Annotated in this window: 16 protein-coding genes and 2 tRNA genes; 5 read left to right on the forward strand and 13 right to left on the reverse strand. The window is 40.6% G+C overall.

What is annotated here, in order from left to right:
- Nucleotides 1-70: 70 nt before the first annotated feature.
- The gene (secA, locus tag IGI41_RS11295) at nucleotides 71-2575 is read right to left on the reverse strand and encodes a preprotein translocase subunit SecA (RefSeq protein ID WP_430609866.1); all 2505 of its coding nucleotides are present in this window, start codon (nucleotides 2573-2575) and stop codon (nucleotides 71-73) included.
- A 415-nt stretch (nucleotides 2576-2990) separates the two neighbouring features.
- On the opposite strand from secA, the gene IGI41_RS11300 reads away from it, so the two are divergent.
- The 3 genes from IGI41_RS11300 to IGI41_RS11310 all read left to right on the forward strand — a co-directional run bounded on the left by IGI41_RS11300 (nucleotide 2991) and on the right by IGI41_RS11310 (nucleotide 6543).
- Entirely contained in the window at nucleotides 2991-4250 is a 1260-nt protein-coding gene (locus IGI41_RS11300) for an extracellular solute-binding protein (protein WP_430609867.1), read from the forward strand.
- Nucleotides 4251-4323: 73 nt separating this feature from the next.
- Nucleotides 4324-5670 (forward strand): carbohydrate ABC transporter permease, encoded by a 1347-nt coding sequence (locus IGI41_RS11305; protein ID WP_430609868.1) that lies wholly within the window; start codon nucleotides 4324-4326, stop codon nucleotides 5668-5670.
- Nucleotides 5671-5673: 3 nt separating this feature from the next.
- The gene (locus IGI41_RS11310; protein WP_430609869.1) at nucleotides 5674-6543 is read left to right on the forward strand and encodes a sugar ABC transporter permease; all 870 of its coding nucleotides are present in this window, start codon (nucleotides 5674-5676) and stop codon (nucleotides 6541-6543) included.
- Between the two features lie 155 nt (nucleotides 6544-6698).
- Here the strand turns inward: IGI41_RS11310 and hpf are convergent, their stop codons facing one another.
- From hpf to IGI41_RS11335, 5 genes are all read right to left on the reverse strand, one after another.
- The gene (gene hpf / locus IGI41_RS11315; protein ID WP_430609870.1) at nucleotides 6699-7256 is read right to left on the reverse strand and encodes a ribosome hibernation-promoting factor, HPF/YfiA family; all 558 of its coding nucleotides are present in this window, start codon (nucleotides 7254-7256) and stop codon (nucleotides 6699-6701) included.
- A 132-nt stretch (nucleotides 7257-7388) separates the two neighbouring features.
- Nucleotides 7389-8027 (reverse strand): ComF family protein, encoded by a 639-nt coding sequence (locus tag IGI41_RS11320; protein ID WP_430609871.1) that lies wholly within the window; start codon nucleotides 8025-8027, stop codon nucleotides 7389-7391.
- Between the two features lie 34 nt (nucleotides 8028-8061).
- The gene (locus IGI41_RS11325; RefSeq protein WP_430609872.1) at nucleotides 8062-9375 is read right to left on the reverse strand and encodes a DEAD/DEAH box helicase; all 1314 of its coding nucleotides are present in this window, start codon (nucleotides 9373-9375) and stop codon (nucleotides 8062-8064) included.
- A gap of 93 nt (nucleotides 9376-9468) precedes the next feature.
- A complete protein-coding gene (locus IGI41_RS11330) occupies nucleotides 9469-9789 on the reverse strand; it encodes a PTS sugar transporter subunit IIB (RefSeq protein WP_430609873.1) in 321 nt (106 codons plus the stop codon).
- A gap of 72 nt (nucleotides 9790-9861) precedes the next feature.
- Entirely contained in the window at nucleotides 9862-10155 is a 294-nt protein-coding gene (locus IGI41_RS11335) for a DUF7662 domain-containing protein (RefSeq protein ID WP_054115552.1), read from the reverse strand.
- Between the two features lie 92 nt (nucleotides 10156-10247).
- Here IGI41_RS11335 and IGI41_RS11340 point away from each other — a divergent pair, with 92 nt between their 5' ends.
- Complete coding sequence (locus IGI41_RS11340; RefSeq protein WP_430609874.1) at nucleotides 10248-10907, forward strand: YigZ family protein; 660 nt, start codon at nucleotides 10248-10250, stop codon at nucleotides 10905-10907.
- Between the two features lie 130 nt (nucleotides 10908-11037).
- On the opposite strand, the gene IGI41_RS11345 is transcribed toward IGI41_RS11340, so the two are convergent.
- Both IGI41_RS11345 and IGI41_RS11350 read right to left on the reverse strand, forming a co-directional pair.
- Entirely contained in the window at nucleotides 11038-11745 is a 708-nt protein-coding gene (locus tag IGI41_RS11345) for a GntR family transcriptional regulator (RefSeq protein WP_430609875.1), read from the reverse strand.
- A 178-nt stretch (nucleotides 11746-11923) separates the two neighbouring features.
- Nucleotides 11924-16171, reverse strand: a complete 4248-nt coding sequence (locus tag IGI41_RS11350; protein ID WP_430609876.1) for an acyl-CoA dehydratase activase-related protein — start codon at nucleotides 16169-16171, stop codon at nucleotides 11924-11926.
- Between the two features lie 173 nt (nucleotides 16172-16344).
- Here IGI41_RS11350 and IGI41_RS11355 point away from each other — a divergent pair, with 173 nt between their 5' ends.
- Nucleotides 16345-16950, forward strand: a complete 606-nt coding sequence (locus IGI41_RS11355; protein ID WP_430609877.1) for a TetR/AcrR family transcriptional regulator — start codon at nucleotides 16345-16347, stop codon at nucleotides 16948-16950.
- Nucleotides 16951-16994: 44 nt separating this feature from the next.
- Here the strand turns inward: IGI41_RS11355 and IGI41_RS11360 are convergent, their stop codons facing one another.
- From IGI41_RS11360 to IGI41_RS11380, 5 genes are all read right to left on the reverse strand, one after another.
- Nucleotides 16995-17162, reverse strand: a complete 168-nt coding sequence (locus IGI41_RS11360) for a hypothetical protein (protein ID WP_430609878.1) — start codon at nucleotides 17160-17162, stop codon at nucleotides 16995-16997.
- Between the two features lie 151 nt (nucleotides 17163-17313).
- Nucleotides 17314-17385, reverse strand: a tRNA-Gln gene (locus tag IGI41_RS11365).
- A gap of 5 nt (nucleotides 17386-17390) precedes the next feature.
- Nucleotides 17391-17474 (reverse strand) — tRNA-Tyr (locus IGI41_RS11370).
- Nucleotides 17475-17559: 85 nt separating this feature from the next.
- On the reverse strand, nucleotides 17560-17793 hold the full coding sequence (locus IGI41_RS11375; RefSeq protein WP_430609879.1) for a DUF2969 domain-containing protein: 234 nt from the start codon (nucleotides 17791-17793) through the stop codon (nucleotides 17560-17562).
- Nucleotides 17794-17914: 121 nt separating this feature from the next.
- Nucleotides 17915-18562, reverse strand: coding sequence for a CBS and ACT domain-containing protein (locus IGI41_RS11380; RefSeq protein ID WP_430609880.1), 648 nt, complete (start codon nucleotides 18560-18562; stop codon nucleotides 17915-17917).
- Between the last annotated feature and the right edge of the window lie 2 nt (nucleotides 18563-18564).

Genomic DNA, 18564 nt, shown 5'->3' on the forward strand with positions numbered 1-18564 from the left:
TTCTTTCTTATAATTATACGTGAAAGTAGGCTGGACAAAAATTCCTGCCAGCCTACCCAACTTCACATTCTTACATGTTTTTACCGTGACAATTTTTGAATTTCTTACCACTGCCGCATGGACACGGATCATTGCGTCCAACATTTTTAAAACTTGGTTCTTGTTTGGCTGGTGCTTCTTCCACACCTTGGGCTTCACCTTGCGCCACTTGTTCACGTTGAACATTTTGACGGATCTCAGCTTTCATGAATAATCGTGTCACTTCATACTCGATTGCCCCGACCATATTTTCAAACATATTGTACCCTTCTGTTTGATATTCAACCAATGGATTATTTTGTCCGTAAGCCCGCAAACCGACAGATTGACGTAATTGATCCATCGCATCGATATGATCGGTCCATTTTGTATCTACGACACGCAGAATAACAACTTTTTCGAATTCAAGTAATTGTTCTGGACTATTCAACTGCGCTTTCTTTTGGTCAAAGACTTCTTGTGCCCGCAGGTTTAAATAATCTTTGATTTCTTGCGCTGATTTTCCTTTGATGCTGTCGATTGAGATACTGTCTTCATGAACCAATGCATTTGCTGCAAAGTCAACGATACCTTCATAATTCCATTCGCTTTCTTCTAATTGTGTATGACTGTCGACTACACGATTGATTGAGCGTTTGACCATATTCATCAGTGTTTGTGATAAATCTTGATCTTCTTTAATCACTTCCTGGCGTTGGCCATAGATGACTTCACGTTGTTCTCGCATCACATCATCGTATTGCAAGACATTTTTCCGTGTATCGTAGTTATTGCCTTCAACACGTTTTTGGGCAGACTCGACTTGTTTTGACAACATCTTGCTTTGAATCACAGCATCTTCTTCATCAATCTTCATCCGATCCAAGAAAACTTTGATTCGTTCAGAACCAAAACGTTTCATCAAATCATCTTCCAACGACAGATAGAATTGCGACATACCAGGATCACCTTGACGTCCAGCACGTCCCCGCAACTGGTTATCGATCCGGCGCGATTCATGGCGTTCAGTACCAATAACAGCTAAACCGCCAAGTTCGGCCACGTCTAAGCCCAACTTGATATCCGTACCCCGACCAGCCATATTTGTCGCAATCGTTACGGCACCCTTTTGACCGGCATTCAAAATAATTTCTGCTTCTTTAAAGTGGTTCTTGGCATTCAGCACTTCATGCGGCACTTTCTCGCGATCAAGCATACTTGAAAGCAATTCAGATGTTTCTACTGCCACTGTACCAACCAATACCGGTTGCCCTTTGCGGTGGCGTTCTTTGATGTCTTGGACCACTGCTTGGAATTTGCTTGCTAAGGTTGGATAAAGCAAGTCTGCACGGTCGTCCCGAACGATTGGTTTGTTCGTTGGGATTTGAATAACTTGCATATTATAGATTTCCCGGAATTCTTCTTCCTCTGTTTTGGCCGTCCCTGTCATCCCAGACAGTTTTTTATACATCCGGAAATAGTTTTGGAACGTGATCGTTGCCATTGTTTTGGTTTCATCTTCGATTTCGACATTTTCTTTGGCTTCGATCGCTTGATGCAACCCATCTGAATAACGACGCCCATCCATGATCCGACCGGTAAATTGGTCAACGATCAACACTTTGCCCTCTTGAACCACATAATCAAAGTCACGAATCATAATGTAGTTGGCCCGCAACGCTTGATCCATATGGTGCGTCAATGCTGTATTTTCAATATCATATAGGTTATTCAAACCGAATGTTTCTTCGGCTTTTTCGATTCCTTTTTCAGTCAAACCGATCGTTTTAGATTGGATATCGATTTTGTAGTCTTCTTCTTCTGTCAAGCGTTTGACAAAATTGTCGACGCGATTGTACAAAGCGGTTGACTTTTCGGCTTGCCCCGAGATAATCAACGGTGTTCTCGCTTCATCGATCAAGATTGAATCGACTTCATCGACGATAGCATAGTTCAATGGGCGTTGCACCATTTGATGACGATACACAACCATATTGTCCCGCAAGTAATCAAATCCAAGTTCATTATTGGTACTATACGTGATGTCGCAAGCATATGCTGCCCGTTTTTCTTCAGCAGATTTCGAATTGATGTTCAATCCCACACTCAAACCTAAGAAATTATATAAGTCACCCATCTCTGTCGAGTCACGGGTCGCCAAATATTCATTGACGGTCACAACGTGGACCCCTTCACCGCTGATTGCATTTAAGTAAACAGGCAAAGTAGCCGTCAAAGTTTTTCCCTCACCGGTACGCATTTCAGGGATATTGCCGTCGTGCAAGACGACCCCACCCATCAATTGGACATGGTATGGATATAAACCAAGGACCCGTTTTGCCGCTTCACGGACAACCGCAAAGGCTTCTGGCAATAATTGATCTAGGGTTTCACCCTCTTGATAGCGGCGGCGAAACTCATCGGTTTTTTCGCGTATTTGTTCATCTGTTAAAGCGGCCATTTCATCCGCATATGATTCAACTTGATTGGCAATATGGTCAAGACGTTTTAATTCTTTTTTATCGTTTTCGATTAATTTTCTAAAAAAATTGGCCATGCGTAACTAATTCTCCTTTTATATCTACTTTTCCAAGCTAGAAACTCTCCTAACCATTTTATCACTTGTTCATCATAAATGAAATAATTTTCGTAGCGGAAGTCTGCCAGGCTATAAAAACTTAAAAAGAAACGGATATCGTCAATCAAAAAAAGTAGGATTAGAACATCTCATCGTCGCAACCGTTTGCTTTAATTATACAGTAGCAACTTTATAGATTAAAATAAAATTCTAAATATTTAAGTAAATAACTAGGTTTAATTATCTGAAAAATCTAGAAAAAGATTTATCTACACTTGTAATATAAGCATATAAAATAAAAATCAAAAAAAAACCATTTACAGCTTGACTATTACTGCAATCGGTTGCATAATACTAGTTGTAACCGTAATCATTCATATTAGGAGGAAATAAGATGAAAGTAGACGTAAAGAAATTACTTATTGGGGGCAGCATTCTTAGTTTATCCGCACTGGTGTTAGGCGCATGTGGCAATAGCAATGATTCCACTGATACCTCAACAGCTGGCGATACAGAAACCAGTACCAAAGTTGAAGGCGATATCAAATTGTGGGTCGATACTGAACACATTGATGCTCTTCAAGGTCAGGTAGACAAATTTGAAGAAGAGTATCCTGACGTGACAGTAACAGTCGCAGCTGGTTCATCTGCAGATGCCAAAGCAGATGTGTCCAAAGATCCAGAGCAAGCTGCCGATGTCTTTATGATGCCTCATGATCAAGTTGGGCAAATGGCTGAAGCTGGTTTGATCTATCCAATTGGCGAAAAACAAGCTGAAACAATCAAAGACACCAACGTTGAAGCAGCTGTCGATGCCGTCACTTGGCAAGATAAAATTTATGGCTATCCATACGGAGTCGAATCACAAGTTCTTTATTATAATACGTCTACGTTAAGTGAAGATGACGTCAAAACATGGGAAGGCCTTACATCTGCAGGTGTGATTGGTACCAATTTCGCTGAAGACGGCGCAAACTATATCTTTGGTCCTTTATTCATGAGTAACGGCAATGTTTTATATGGTGAAAATGGTGAAGATATCAACGGGACAAACTTCAATAATGAAGCTGGGATCGAAGTGTTGCAATGGATCGCTGACCAAAAAGACAATGCTGGTGTATTACAAGCAAGTGAATCAGCGTTATCTGACTTACAGTCTGGCAAATCAGATGCCTTCCTTTCTGGACCTTGGTCTAAAAACGATGTTGAAAAAGCACTTGGTGACAATATGGGTGTAGCCGCTTATCCTACAATCGATTTTGGTAGTGGTGCCCAACAAATGAAAGCTTTCTTAGGTGTTAAATTATACGCAGTTAACCAACAAACACAATCACCTTTAGCTGCGATGGCCTTAGCTGAATACTTAAGCAATCAAGAAACACAAGAAATTGAATTTACCGAAAACGGCGTGGTACCTTCTAACAAAGAAGCGCAAGCATCTGATGCAGTCACATCTGATGCTGTTGCCAAAGCCGTGATGGAAATGTCAGATACTGACCACTCTGTTGTTATGCCAAAACTCCCTGAAATGGTTTCTTTCTGGCCTCCGATGGATGCATTGATCAACGACACATATAAAGGTCAAATCAAAGCCGATGATTTCCAAGATAAATTAGATAAATTTGTTTCTGATATTTCAAAAGTAAGCGAATAATCACATACGGGATCGAAAAGGGAAAGCCTGCTTTCCCTTTTCTAGTTAAGGAAAGAAAGTAAGGTGAACATAGATGTTTAATAAAAGAACTGCGTCAGCTGTCACTTTTAGAGAAGTATTAAAAAAGGGTGATTGGTCTGAGAAAGCCTCATTTTTGATTATGGGTTGTGCAAACTTAGCACACAAACAGTGGTTAAAAGGAATTATTTTTCTAGGGGCACAAATTGGGTTCCTGGCTTGGTTTATTCGTAATGGGTTTCATGCGTTGATCATGCTACAAACACTAGGTACCCAAAAACAAGGATTGGTCTACAACGAAGCAATGGGCATTGATATTTTACAAAAAGGCGATAATTCGATGCTTCTATTATTATTTGGCATTGCTTCATTGCTCGTTTGTGCCTTATTGATCATTTTATATGTATTGAACCTCAAAAGTGCACGCAATATTTATATATTAAAACAAACAGGGCAACGAATCCCATCGACTATGGATGACTTGCGCAGCTTAGTCAATGAGCGTTTCCATGCCACACTAATGACCATTCCTTTGATTGGGGTCCTCTTCTTTACGATTTTACCGCTCTTGTATATGATTTCGATCGCATTCACTAATTATGATCATACAAACCTGCCACCTAAGAACCTGTTTACTTGGGTAGGTCTTAAAAACTTTACGAATGTAATTTCAGGAGATATGGCATCAACCTTCTTCCCAGTACTCGCCTGGACATTGATTTGGGCAGTTTTAGCAACGATCACTTGTTTCTTTTTTGGGGTGATACTTGCATTGTTGATCAACGCCAAAGGTATCCGTTATAAAAAATTATGGCGAACGATTTTCGTTCTAACTATGGCAGTGCCGCAATTTGTTTCATTATTGATCATGAGAAATCTATTGAACGGCTCAGGACCTATCAATTCAATTCTCTTGAATTTGGGTTGGATAAATTCTGCTATTCCTTTTTTGACTGATCCTTTATTTGCCAAAATCAGTATCATTTTTGTCAATATGTGGATTGGGATTCCCGCAACCATGTTGGTCACAACTGGTATCTTGCAAAACTTGGACCAAGAACAGATTGAAGCCGCGGAAATAGACGGGGCAAATCGTTTTCAAATTTTCCGCTCTATTACCTTTCCACAAATTTTGTTCGTGATGATGCCTGCACTGATCCAACAGTTTATTGGCAATATCAATAACTTTAATGTGATTTATCTTTTGACTGGTGGCGGCCCTTCCAATTCCAACTTTTATGGTGCTGGCTCAACCGACCTTTTGGTGACTTGGTTGTACAACTTGACCGTCAACACAATGGATTACAATCTAGCATCCGTGATCGGGATTTTGATCTTTATTCTATCAGCAGTCTTTAGTCTATTTGCCTATACGCGTACCAATTCATATAAGGAGGGCTGATCTATGGCTACTAAAGCAAAACAAAGCAGTTACAAAAAAGGGCAATCCAATACACGTTTCCTGATTTATACGATTCTGATTATATTATCAGTTATATGGCTTTTTCCGATCGTGTGGATCATTCTTACAAGTTTCAGAAGCGAAGGCGGCGCTTTCGTGCCTTATATCATTCCAAAAGAGTTTACATTAGAGAATTATCGCCAATTATTGGCCAATGATTCTGGGAGCTATCCATTTGTCCGTTGGTTCTTAAACACGTTATTTGTCGCAACTTGCAGCTGTTTACTTTCGACATTCATTACCATCGCAATGGCCTACTCGTTGTCAAGATTACGCTTTAAATTAAGAAAACCATTTTTGAAGTTGGCTTTAGTTTTAAACATGTTTCCTGGCTTTATGAGTATGATTGCAGTCTATTATATTCTTAAAGCATTGAACTTAACACAAAGCTTGTTGGCACTGATTCTGGTCTACTCTGCAGGTGCCGCTTTAGGGTTCTATGTAGCAAAAGGATTTTTCGATACGATTCCAATGGCTTTAGATGAATCAGCAATGATCGATGGTGCAAATAAATGGGATATCTTTACGAAAATCACCTTGCCACTGTCTAAACCAATCATTGTGTATACATCACTAATGGCCTTTATGGGACCGTGGATGGACTTTATCTTCGCCCGAATCATTATGGGTGACGATGTTAAAAACTACACAGTCGCAATTGGCTTATATTCCATGATGACCAAAACGACGGCCAATTCATTGTTCATGTCATTTACAGCAGGATGCGTATTGATTGCGATTCCCATCACTTTACTTTTTATTTATATGCAAAAATACTATGTTCAAGGGATTACATCTGGTTCCGTCAAATAGCATCTCACATGTCGTGATTCTGCATGCTGTATTTCATCAATTCTTGTTTATAGATTGGTGAAATACAGTTTTTTTGATAAAAAAAATGGAGCAGCTGCGGCTGCTCCATTCAGAATATTTAAATGGGGTGGTACGTTATCAAAAACAGTAGTCGATCAATCTGTTTCGATCAATCCATACTTACCGTCTTTACGGCGATACACGATGCTAGTTCCATTGGTTTCGGCATCTTCAAAGATAAAGAAGTTATGTCCAAGCATGTTCATTTGTAAAACAGCTTCTTCACTATCCATTGGTTTCAGAGATAAACGTTTCGTACGCACGATATCTAAATCTGACCCATTTGTTTCCTCATCATTTGATTCTGAAGTGAATAAGTCACCATCAGTTGGTGGTACCAATGCTGTTTCTCTTGATTTGCGATTGATTTTGGTTTTGAATTTACGAATCTGACGTTCTAATTTATCAACGACTAAATCAATACTAGCATATAGATCAGGTGAAGTTTCTTCCGCACGAAGAACGAGAAATGGTAATGGGATCGTTACTTCAACTTTTGCAGTTTTTTCTGTATATACTTTTAAATTGACATGCGCTGTTGCTTCTGGCACATCATTAAAATAACGTTCTAATTTACCTACTTTTTTTTCTACGTAGTCACGGATTGCTTCAGTTACCTCGATATTTTCGCCACGCACATTGTATCTGAACATATAAATTACCCCTTTCGTCTACCAGTAAAGAAGGAAAAGGACCACTCTTTTCTTCTTCTTGATTCTATTATATCGAACTCTGATGGTTTTGCCTAGTAAATCGTATATAAATTTCAAGCGTTTTCAAAAGAATCACCGGGCCAGCGATAAAGATTCAACAGATGTTGGCTGACAACTGTGGATTAAAGCAGCAGCATGATATAACGTTCGGCCGGTTGTATACACATCATCGACCAATAGAATTTTTTTCCCTTTGATGCTTTCTATCGCACCTTGCCTCAACGAAAAAGGTTGATCAATTGCCAACCGTTCTTTCCTTGATAAAGTGGCAAGCGGTACAAGAGAAACATGTTTTTGCAATAATTCCTCATAAACGATCGAAGCAGCTTCCAGCACAGCTGTCACTTGGTTAAATCCGCGGCTTTTATAACGATCGGCAGACAAAGGAATTGGAATCAAGCAATCATAACGAAATGTTTTCAGGGATTTTTTTACATCTAAAGCCACTACCTGCCGCAAACGGTAATCTCCCAGTAATTTATATTGGTGCATCCATTCTTTCATTCCATCATTATAAACAAAGATTCCTCGATGTCTGAGCACAAAGTCAGGATAGACTTGGGCCCAATATTGGCAATCTAGACAGTCAGCAGTCTCCTTTTGCCCACAAGAAGGACAACAGGTCTGCCAGTCGATTCTTTCTAACCGTTCATCACACGCCTGGCAGCGCGCAATAGCTGGCATCAGAAGCGGGCATAATAGCGCCAACATGGATACCTCTCTTATAACAGATTGCCTACACCAACTACAGATCATCTGCTAACCACCTTTCTGCCAAGAGATTCATAGACTTGATTTCAGCAATCGCTTTGCGGATAGCTGGGGTCATTTGGTTATAGAAGAACAGTACTTCTCCATGATTGAATGCACCTTTACGATCAACGCGACCAGCGATCTGCACCAACGCTGATTTGGTATAAATCTGATGATTTGCACCTAATACAACAACGGATACCCGCTCAAAAGTCACGCCTCGTTCTAAAATCATGGTAGTAAACAGGATCTGAAAATGTCGCTGACGTGCTTGTAAGACCTTCTCCTCTCGGAGCTGATCTTTTGATGAGACGCTTGAAACGGTATAGTCAACTAATTCTTTGGCCACCACCTTCGCAACTTTTTCCATATAAGGGATACTTGGGCAAAAAACCAACACAAAATTTTTCTCTGCCAATCTCCGCAATACCTTGATCAACGGGCGTCGCAACCTTTTGCGCTGATCGATCCGCCGCCATTTCTCCAACCAACATAACTGCGGCACGATCAATGGACGCTGATGGAAACGCAGGGGCATTTTTTCTATGTCGAAGGTGCCGTTGATTTCCTTTAACAACCGGTCAGAGGGTGTCGCGCTTAAATAAATCAAACATCCTTCTTCTGCCAAAGCCTGCTGCAATCCATAACGCAATTGTCGATCCCCTTCATAAGGAAACGCATCGATTTCATCTACAATAATCAATGGGAAACTCCGATAAAAATGCAGTAATTGATGTGTAGTAGCAACCAATAGGTGGGTATAACGGTATGATTCTTCTGAATCACCGTAAAGGAGCAGACAGTCTTCATTCTGAAAAGCTTGTTGGATCCTTGGATATAATTCACGACAGACATCGATTCTTGGGGAAACAATCGCCACCCGTTCCCCTTTCTTTCGGGCCGCAGCGATTGTTTCAAAGATCATTTCCGTCTTGCCCGAGCCGGTCACAGACCAGACCAAAGTAGAGCGACCCAATTGATAATTTTTGACCAAGCGATCAGAGATGGCTTTTTGAAAACTGGTCAAAGGTCCTGGGAAAACAATCTGATGTTGAAATGGCACCAAGCAACTCTCTTGCCAACATAAATGATGATCCGATGTAATGCGTCCATAGCGACTGCAGCTTGGACAATAATACCTTTTGGTGGGTAATTGCACGTCTGATTTGATATGTCTTTCCCCGCAGCGCTGACAGATGATCAATGGACCATCGATAACCATCGCCTCTCGGTACTCACCTTCTTGTAGATCGTGCGGTTCTTTTTTCTTTTCAACAAGATATTGTTTGCCTAAAAAGGGATTCATTCACATCACACTCCTATTAAAAAGTACGCAAAAAAAAGAGAAGTATCGCAATTTCACTGCGATACTTCTCTTTAACTGTCCTCTTTCGATGGATTACTCGCCAATCAACGTCAATGCTTGATCTAAGACTTTTTCACCATTCATCATGCCATAATCAGCCATATTGATCACTTCTAATGGAATGCCTTTTGGTGCTAGGCGTTTTTCGAAGTCACCTTTCATAAAACGTACTTGTGGTCCCAATAATAGTACGTTGACATCTTTACTTTCTAGATGTTGATCAGCTTCTGATGCTGACACTGCGAAGATATCTGTTTCTAAACCTTTCGCTTCAGCAGCTTTTTGCATTTTTGTTACGAGTAAACTTGTACTCATCCCTGCAGAACAAACTAACATGATTGTTTTTTTTGCCATATCGAACACTCCCTGAGTTTTAAAAATAAGATAACATTTCCTATCTCTAGTATAAATCAAGTTGCGAATTTGTCAACGCTTTCTATCTATCAGCCAATTTGATTTAACCAATCTGTTGAAAACAATATACTCCTTTTTTAGATTCACATGAACCACCTCATATCCTGCATTCAACCATGCATAAGCCCCGTTTTCAGGATGGCGATAATCATTGGCCCACCAATCACTATTTGTGCGGGCACTTCGCGGCAAACCAGTTGCCGGGAAAAGAAATTCATCAAATTGGGTAAATGTCAACGTGACTTGCGACCCGCCGTTGTTTTTAAGATAATGGGTGATTGAATCGTACTTCTTACGTCTGCCCAGCGTCACCGCCTCCTTTGGTTTAATTATTTCACGATCCTAATGGTATTTGTATCTTGCGCCAAGTTTGCCTATACTATAGGTAAAAGGAGGCGATGAACATCGAAACCTATCGCACGATTCGTGAGAATGGTCAAAGCGAGATCGAAATCAAAAAATCACGCTTTATCTGTTTCTTAAAACGAATCCAAGATGAAGAAGAAGCCAAACAATTTATCCAACAAATCAAAAAAGAGCATTGGAAAGCCAACCACAATTGCAGTGCGTATGTTTTAGGATTCCATAACGAGATCCAGCGTAGCAGCGATGATGGTGAGCCCAGCGGTACAGCTGGTGTGCCCATCTTGGAAGTTTTGAAAAAAAATCAATTGATCAACGTAGCCGCTGTCGTCACGCGCTATTTTGGCGGAACGAAATTAGGTGCTGGCGGCTTGATCAGAGCCTATTCCAACGCCACCTCAACTGGCTTAAATGAAGTCGGGCTTGTAGAAGGCGTCTTCCATCAATCACTGATTTTGACGATCGAATATCCTTTATTGGGTAAATTGCAAAACTATTTGGAGCTGCAGCAAATCGTTGTCAAAAGTATCGACTATACGGACAAAATCAATTTAACATTGATGGTGCCTGATTCAGAGAAACAACAAATTGAAGCAGCATTGATCGATCTGTTGCAAGGACAAGTCACGATCAAACACGGTGCAGCCTCTTATGTCGAGCAACCCGTCACGCCTATTTCAGGACCCAATGACTGATTCTGCTACACATCAACTACCAACAAGTCCACCATGACCAAATTTAAAAAAAAGCCGATAAGATTGCGAATGGAACATTTTTTCCATTTATGCACTGACTATCGGCTTGTTTACGCTTGCGAATGATCGATCACTTCTCCATATAAAATTCAAATCGATTGCCGGCATATTGCGTTCTAACATATTCAAATGGTTGACCATTTTCAAATGAGGTGATTTGACGCATCCGTAAAATTGCATCGCCTCGTTTCAAATCTAAATATTCTGCGATTTGTTCAGAAGCAACCATTGCAGAAATCGTTTGAGAAGAATGACCAATTTTATGATGACCTTTTTCTTCCAAAACTTTATAAAGCGACGAGATGATTTCTTCTTTACTTAAATGACGAATCAATTTTTCAGGAATACTTGCGACTTCAAAACAAATCGGGACATCATCCGCATATCGGATCCTTTCCATGCGCAAAATCGTTTCATGTCCTGCAAGTTGCAACTTTTCCATTTCACTTGAACTTGGCGCTGTCAAAAAGTAGGCAACGGCTTTACTCGAAGGCACGCGGCCTAACGAATGCATGATTTCAGTAAAACTGGTCGTTCCAGTCATTTTCTCTTGAACCTTTTGACGAGCCACATAGGTGCCTGAGCCAATTTTACGCTCAAGGATCCCTTCATCAGCCAAAGTTTGAATGGCTTGTCTCAGGGTCATTCGACTCACACCAAATTGTTTCGACAGTTCTCGCTCAGAAGGCAATCGGTCGCCTATTTTATATGTATTATCTTCAATATTTGCTTTGATTTGATCATGAATTTGAATATAAACAGGTAATTTTTCCACCATATACATTCCTCCGTTCCTCTTTATTATAACTGGTATATACCTAAAATACCATTAAATGAGACAAAAAAAATGCTTGAAAATCAAAATCTATCGAATTTCTTCCCTAATTTTAAAGGATAAGAGAAAGTATTCGTAGACATTGAATTTTCAAGCAATACGTATCAATCAATAAATTGGTTTAGTCAATTTGTCCAACCATTTCTGCAGCCATCGCTTTGTGGGCAGTCGCTAAGAGTAAACGAATGCGATTCAGCTGGTTGACTACCGATACGCCTGGATCATAATCGATTGCTGCAATATTTGCTTTGGGATATTGATGGCGCAACTCTTTCATGACCCCTTTCCCCACTACATGATTCGGTAAGCAGCCAAAGGGTTGCAAACAAATAATATTGTTGACATCATGCTTCAGAAGTTCAATCATTTCTCCCGTCAAGAACCAACCTTCTCCAGTATGGTTACCGATTGAAATGATTTTGCTCGCTTCATCCGCCAATTGATGGATCGAATCGATGCCATCAAAACGTGCGGATGCCCGCAAGGCTTTATCCATCGGTTTCTGGATTTTTTCGATCATGGCAATCACAAAATTTGCCAATAATTGACTTTTTTTGGCCATCCCCAAATGTTCATATCGCCATACTTGATTGTATAACGAATAGTTCATAAAGCCAACGATATCCGGTACTACTGCTTCCGCACCTTCCGCCTCTAATAGTCGGACAATATCATTGTTTGCTGTTGGTGAATATTTCACTAAGATTTCGCCTACGACACCGACCCGTGGTTTCCGTACTTCCGTTAAAGGAATCGTGTCAAAATCATGGATAATTTTTTTTAATTGCCGATTGAAAAGTGAAAAAGATCCATTACGCACATTTTTTTCGATTTTTTTGATCCATTCTTGATGGAGTTGATCTACAGATCCTTTGACTTGTTCATACGGTCGCGTACGATAGACCAAGCGCTCAAATAAATCACCATATAAAAATGCTACTGCGACCCGCTTCATCATAGGATAAGTGAAACGGAACCCCGGATTTGACTCGACGCCTGCATTACCCAAAGAGATCGACACAACCGGTACTTGTGGGAAGCCTGCATCATTCAATGCTTTTCTCAACAAAGGAATATAATTCGTTGCGCGACATCCTCCCCCTGTCTGAGTCATCAACACACTGGTATTTTCAACATCATAAGCACCGCTTTGCAGCGCTTCTACTAGTTGACCAATCGAAATGATCGCCGGGTAGCATGCATCGTTATTGACGAAGCGTAAGCCGACATTGACCGCTTCTTGATCATCTGATGGCAAGCACACGACGCGATATCCTGACGCTTGCAAAGCGACATCTACCAATCCGCTTTGATGGATTGGTGATAACATGGGCAGTAACAGTGTGTGCTGTTTGCGCATATCCTTCGTGAAGGTGATTTTGGCTGGTTCTTCGAATTGTTTTTTTGGCTCAAAGTGCATTTTTTCTCGCTCATTGACTGCAGCTTTGAGTGAACGCAAACGAATACGAATCGCCCCCAAATTGGCTCCTTCATCGATTTTTAAGACGGTATATAATTTGCCGTATTGGGCCATGATTTCTTCGACTTGATCCGTCGTCACCGCATCGATACCACAACCAAAGGAGTTCAATTGTACCAATTCCAACTGTTTGTTTTTGGCTACTACACGCGCAGCGGCATACAATCGTGAATGATAGACCCATTGATTGACTACCCTCAGATTCCCAACATTCCCTAAATGGGCAATACTATCTTCTGTCAGGACATGAAATCCTTCTTGCGTGATAACTTCTGCAATCCCATGATTGATTTCAGGATCCAAATGATAGGGCCGACCGGACAATACGATCCCTTTTTGATTGGTCTCCATCAACATCCGTAATGTTTCTTCGCCCCTAGCAGCAATATCGGCTTTGAAATGATCCAGTTCTTCGAAACCATGACGTAAAGCAGCGGCAACCTGATCTTCTGAAAAACCGAAATCTTTGAAAGCTGCCGTCAATGTTTTGACCATTGAGCCTTCGTCAGCTAAGTTCAAAAAAGGACAACGATAATCGACTGACCCTTCACGAATCGCATCGACATTATTGCGAATCACTTCAGGATAACTTTGAACGATTGGACAATTAAAGTGGTTTTCGGCACTCGCCGTTTCTTTCCGTTCAAAAATGACGCCTGGATAGAAAATCAAGGGTACTTCTTGATCGATCAATGCTTGAATATGTCCATGAGCCAACTTGGCAGGATAACAAACTGTATCACTAGGGATCGTTTCGATCCCCTTTTCATATAAGTCTTTATTTGATCTAGGCGACAGTGTAACTCTAAACCCTAGTTCCGTAAAAAAGGTATGCCACAATGGATAATTTTCATATAAGTTCAATACACGAGGCATACCGATTTCTCCATGGATTGCCTCTTTCTTTCTTAAAGAACGGTATTTGAATAAGCGACGGTATTTTTCATCAACTAGATTGACTTTACGGTCTTCTTTTTTGATTTTGATGCGGGCGCCCCGCTCACAACGGTTTCCCGTAATAAATTTGCGGCCGTCAGAAAACAAGGTGACCGTCAACAAACAATTATTCTCACACAACCCACAATGGGTAAATTCTTTTTCTGCTTCAAAAGATTCCATTTCTGCTAATGATAGCAAGGTACTTTCTGTGCCTAATTCATAGTTTTCCAATGAAATCAAAGCAGCACCATACGCCCCCATCAGACCGGCAATCGATGGACGGACAACTTCCCGACCACTGATCAATTCAAAGGCCCGCAAGACGGCTTCATTATAGAAAGTTCCTCCCTGACAGACGATTTTTTCCCCTAAGTCCTCTGGTCGTCGAATCTTGATTACTTTATAAATGGCATTCTTGATCACTGAATAAGACAACCCCGCTGAGATATCACCAACTGAGGCGCCCTCTTTTTGGACTTGCTTCACTTTTGAGTTCATAAAGACCGTGCATCGTGAACCCAAATCAACAGGTGCCTTTGCACTGACAGCCGCTTGAGCAAAATCCCGTACATCTTGATTCATCGATTTGGCAAAGGTTTCAATAAAGGAACCACATCCTGATGAACAAGCCTCATTCAATTGAATAGAAGATAATGCCCCGTCTTTGATGGTCATGGCTTTCATATCCTGTCCACCAATATCTAAGATAAAATCTACTCCTGGCTGAAAATGATTGGCGGCTTTATAATGAGCCATTGTTTCTACTTCACCAAGATCCACTTTTAAGGCATGTTTGATCAAATGTTCCCCATAGCCTGTAATCGTTGACTTGGCAATGAAGACATCTGCTGGCATTTTTTGATAGAGATCTTTCAACACCGTCATAGTGGTTGTTAAAGGTTCTCCTTCATTATTGCCATAAAATGAAAAGAGTATATCCCCCACATCATTGATCAGAACCACCTTAGTGGTTGTCGATCCGGCATCAATACCTAGAAAAGCATGACCTTTGTGTTGTTGTAATGGTTTTTCTGATGCTACTGCTTCTTGATGACGCGTGCGAAAAGCACGCAATGCTTCCTCATCAGAAAAAAGCGGTGGTAAAGTATCCGTAGGAATCAGTTTTCCTTGGTTGCCGTTGATCAAACGATCCAATAAAGTTTCGATCGTTAATTCATCTTCTGCATAAAGGGCTGCCCCCATAGCCACGAATAGTTGTGGATTTTCCGGAAAGATAATATCCTCTGCTGCCAAGTCCAATGTTTCGATAAAACGTTGGCGCAATTCCGACATGAAATATAACGGACCACCTAAGAAAGCCACCTTGCCTTTGATTTTCCGGCCCGCCGCCAAGCCCGCGATCGTTTGATTGACTACTGCTTGAAAAATACTGGCAGCGATATCCGCTTTTTCTGCACCTTCGTTGATCAAAGGCTGCACATCTGTCTTGGCAAAAACGCCGCATCTTGATGCGATTGGATATAGCGTTTGATAGTCTTTCGCTAATTCATTGATCCCATTTGCATCGGTTTTCAGTAATACGGCCATTTGATCAATAAAGGCGCCTGTCCCGCCAGCACAACTGCCGTTCATTCTTTGTTCTAGTGCCCCTTCAAAAAAAGTGATTTTCGCATCTTCTCCACCTAGTTCAATCGCCACATCGGTTTCCGGAATAAAGGTTTCCACTGTTTCTGTACAGGCAATCACTTCTTGTACAAAAGGTATATGAAGGACATCTGCTAATCCCATACCGCCAGAACCAGTAATCGCTAAAGCCATCGGCTGCTCACCGATGATTTGTTTGGCTTCTGTCAGAATCTTTTGCGTTGCGCCTTGAATATCTGCAAAATGGCGCTCATATTTTGCAAAAATCGTCCTATTTTCTTCGTCAAGCACGACGAATTTGACGGTTGTCGAACCTACGTCAATGCCTGCTTTGAATTTTTTCATACTTTGCCTCCATTTAAACAACACATTGTTGAATAACTAACAAACTGTTTGTTATAATACTTATGTCTATTGTAAAACAATTCATTGATAATTCAACAAACAAAACAAGCCAAGGTGTGGGTTAAACAACAAAATAGATAAATCTGTTGTTTAAATTGAGAGGAAGTTCACATGTGAAAAAGACTGATCTTCGCGTACAGCGTACCAACAAATTAATTGTGGAAGCATTTATCCATTTAGTTGAAAAAAAAGGCTATGAACAAGTGACCGTTCAAGACATTGCTGACGAAGCAATGATCAATCGGGCCACATTTTATGCCCATTACAAAGACAAACAAGATCTATATGAGCGTATCTTTGATTTGGCACTAGATTCTTTCACTGAGATTCTTTCTTTGGAAGACTTGGTTCAAGGGAATCGGATCAAATTAAAAAAAGTAGAAGTGACCATGACCAATATTTTCAAACATATCCATGAAAATCGTCAATTTTACTTGACGATTTTAGATGGCGCTGCAATTGAGATCATTAGAAGGAAGTTAGGTGTTCTACTCACTGTACGCTATGACAAGATTTTCTCATCGCTTCGGATCACTGAAAGTGACATCGAAGTCCCTCTTGACTTTATTATTGAATATATCACATCGATCTTTGTGGGCACCTTGCATTGGTGGTTGACAGCCGAAACGACCATGGCGCCAAATCAACTGGCGAAGCTGGTCATTAAGTTGGTAGCAAACGGCCATTTAACAGTTTTGGGGATTGAGATCGAAGACTAAAAAAACTGCCAGTGGCAGTTTTTTTACTGTATCTGCAGTACTTGTTAATGATTTTTCGCCCGCCATTTGATCGTGTCTTGTGTTTGGCGTTGTTTTTTTACTTTAATGCCTTTAGGGGCTACATTGATGACATACTCATTCTTTTTCATGACATCATATACATGCTCTGCGGCTTCAGTGACTTTATCTTTGATATTCAATTTAAATTTCATTATTCCATCTCCTGTACTCTTTTCTTTAAGCCTATCGCAAATAAAAAAAATCTTCAACTTATAGCGCTTGATCTGCATGAGAAAAATCTGTAATAAATAACGAAAAAAGCAACGATAACAATCGCTGCTTTTTTCACTGAATCATTCTTGACTGGGGTAGCTGGATTCGAACCAACGCATGACGGAGTCAAAGTCCGTTGCCTTACCGCTTGGCTATACCCCAATAAATGGTGGAGGAGAGTGGATTCGAACCACTGAACCCTAAGGAACGGATTTACAGTCCGTCGCGTTTAGCCACTTCGCTACTCCTCCAAAAGCTTTCTCAAAAACCTGACAATAGTTATAATACCGAAAAAGATAACAAATTGCAAGAGCAAAATGCAACTTTTTCTAGAAATTAATCATGTAAATTCCATTGACGAATGACCGTTTCGATAGCCGTTTCTAAACTTCTGCTGGCACCTAAATCTTCATCCCCTAAAAAGCTTTGAAACTCTTTTGGTCCCATTGTCATGATTTCGCCGATCATTTTCTTACCGATGAACAATTGATTGACGGTATAATCTTTCCCGTGAATTGTTTTATTGGTTTCTTCGATCCGCACTTCGATATCTTTATTTTTTTTAGACATGTCTGACACCTCTCTTCTCAAGCACTTCATTATTCTACCAGAAAATCGTGAAAAGCAAAAGCAAATCTCATTTGAAAACAAAAAAAGTATGCCATAATTGATTGGCATACTTTGGTGGAGCTTACGCTTGATTGGTCAATACGGCACTGATGACAATATATCCTGCTTCATTAAGCACACGTTTGATTTCATCGACTTGTCTTGATTCCAATTGAATCTCAACAATCGTCTTTAATGCCATCCGGTTGACCACAACTGTCAGAATACTTAACTGGTGATCCGCCAATAGTTTCGTGACATCAGCTAAAACACCGACATGGTCATCGGTGATTTCGATCGACACTCGGGTTCCGCCATCATGATACCCTGTAATTTTTAGGAAAGCATCAAAAATATCATTATTGGTAATGATACCAACCAGCTGCTTATCCTCCAGTACCGGCAAGACCCCTACATTTTCTCCCCGCATTAAAGAAATGGCATCTTCCAATAAGGCATCCGGTGCAACTGTCGTCACTTTTTTCAACATAATATCAGCCACTGTGGTTTTATTCAACAGATAGTTCATTTCATAGACGCTTAGGCTAGTTGCCTTCGACGGCATCGCTTCTGCAATCGTCCCTTCTGTGATCAAACCGACCAATTGATTGTTGTCAACGACTGGCAGGCGATGAATATCATGTTGTTTCATTAAATCAACTGCATCAAAAATCGGTGTTTGCGACTGGACAGTCACGACCGATTTTGTCATAAAATCACTTACACTCATCT

The organism is Enterococcus sp. DIV0876 (genome assembly GCF_050529585.1).
Lineage (GTDB): Bacteria > Bacillota > Bacilli > Lactobacillales > Enterococcaceae > Enterococcus_D.

What these genes read in the sequence shown, in the direction of transcription:
- secA (WP_430609866.1), bottom strand. Translation starts at nt 2,575, where the DNA reads ATGGCCAATTTTTTTAGAAAATTAATCGAAAACGATAAAAAAGAATTA.
- IGI41_RS11300 (WP_430609867.1), top strand. Translation starts at nt 2,991, where the DNA reads ATGAAAGTAGACGTAAAGAAATTACTTATTGGGGGCAGCATTCTTAGT.
- IGI41_RS11305 (WP_430609868.1), top strand. Translation starts at nt 4,324, where the DNA reads ATGTTTAATAAAAGAACTGCGTCAGCTGTCACTTTTAGAGAAGTATTA.
- IGI41_RS11310 (WP_430609869.1), top strand. Translation starts at nt 5,674, where the DNA reads ATGGCTACTAAAGCAAAACAAAGCAGTTACAAAAAAGGGCAATCCAAT.
- hpf (WP_430609870.1), bottom strand. Translation starts at nt 7,256, where the DNA reads ATGTTCAGATACAATGTGCGTGGCGAAAATATCGAGGTAACTGAAGCA.
- IGI41_RS11320 (WP_430609871.1), bottom strand. Translation starts at nt 8,027, where the DNA reads ATGTTGGCGCTATTATGCCCGCTTCTGATGCCAGCTATTGCGCGCTGC.
- IGI41_RS11325 (WP_430609872.1), bottom strand. Translation starts at nt 9,375, where the DNA reads ATGAATCCCTTTTTAGGCAAACAATATCTTGTTGAAAAGAAAAAAGAA.
- IGI41_RS11330 (WP_430609873.1), bottom strand. Translation starts at nt 9,789, where the DNA reads ATGGCAAAAAAAACAATCATGTTAGTTTGTTCTGCAGGGATGAGTACA.
- IGI41_RS11340 (WP_430609874.1), top strand. Translation starts at nt 10,248, where the DNA reads ATGAACATCGAAACCTATCGCACGATTCGTGAGAATGGTCAAAGCGAG.
- IGI41_RS11345 (WP_430609875.1), bottom strand. Translation starts at nt 11,745, where the DNA reads ATGGTGGAAAAATTACCTGTTTATATTCAAATTCATGATCAAATCAAA.
- IGI41_RS11350 (WP_430609876.1), bottom strand. Translation starts at nt 16,171, where the DNA reads ATGAAAAAATTCAAAGCAGGCATTGACGTAGGTTCGACAACCGTCAAA.
- IGI41_RS11360 (WP_430609878.1), bottom strand. Translation starts at nt 17,162, where the DNA reads ATGAAATTTAAATTGAATATCAAAGATAAAGTCACTGAAGCCGCAGAG.
- IGI41_RS11375 (WP_430609879.1), bottom strand. Translation starts at nt 17,793, where the DNA reads ATGTCTAAAAAAAATAAAGATATCGAAGTGCGGATCGAAGAAACCAAT.
- IGI41_RS11380 (WP_430609880.1), bottom strand. Translation starts at nt 18,562, where the DNA reads ATGAGTGTAAGTGATTTTATGACAAAATCGGTCGTGACTGTCCAGTCG.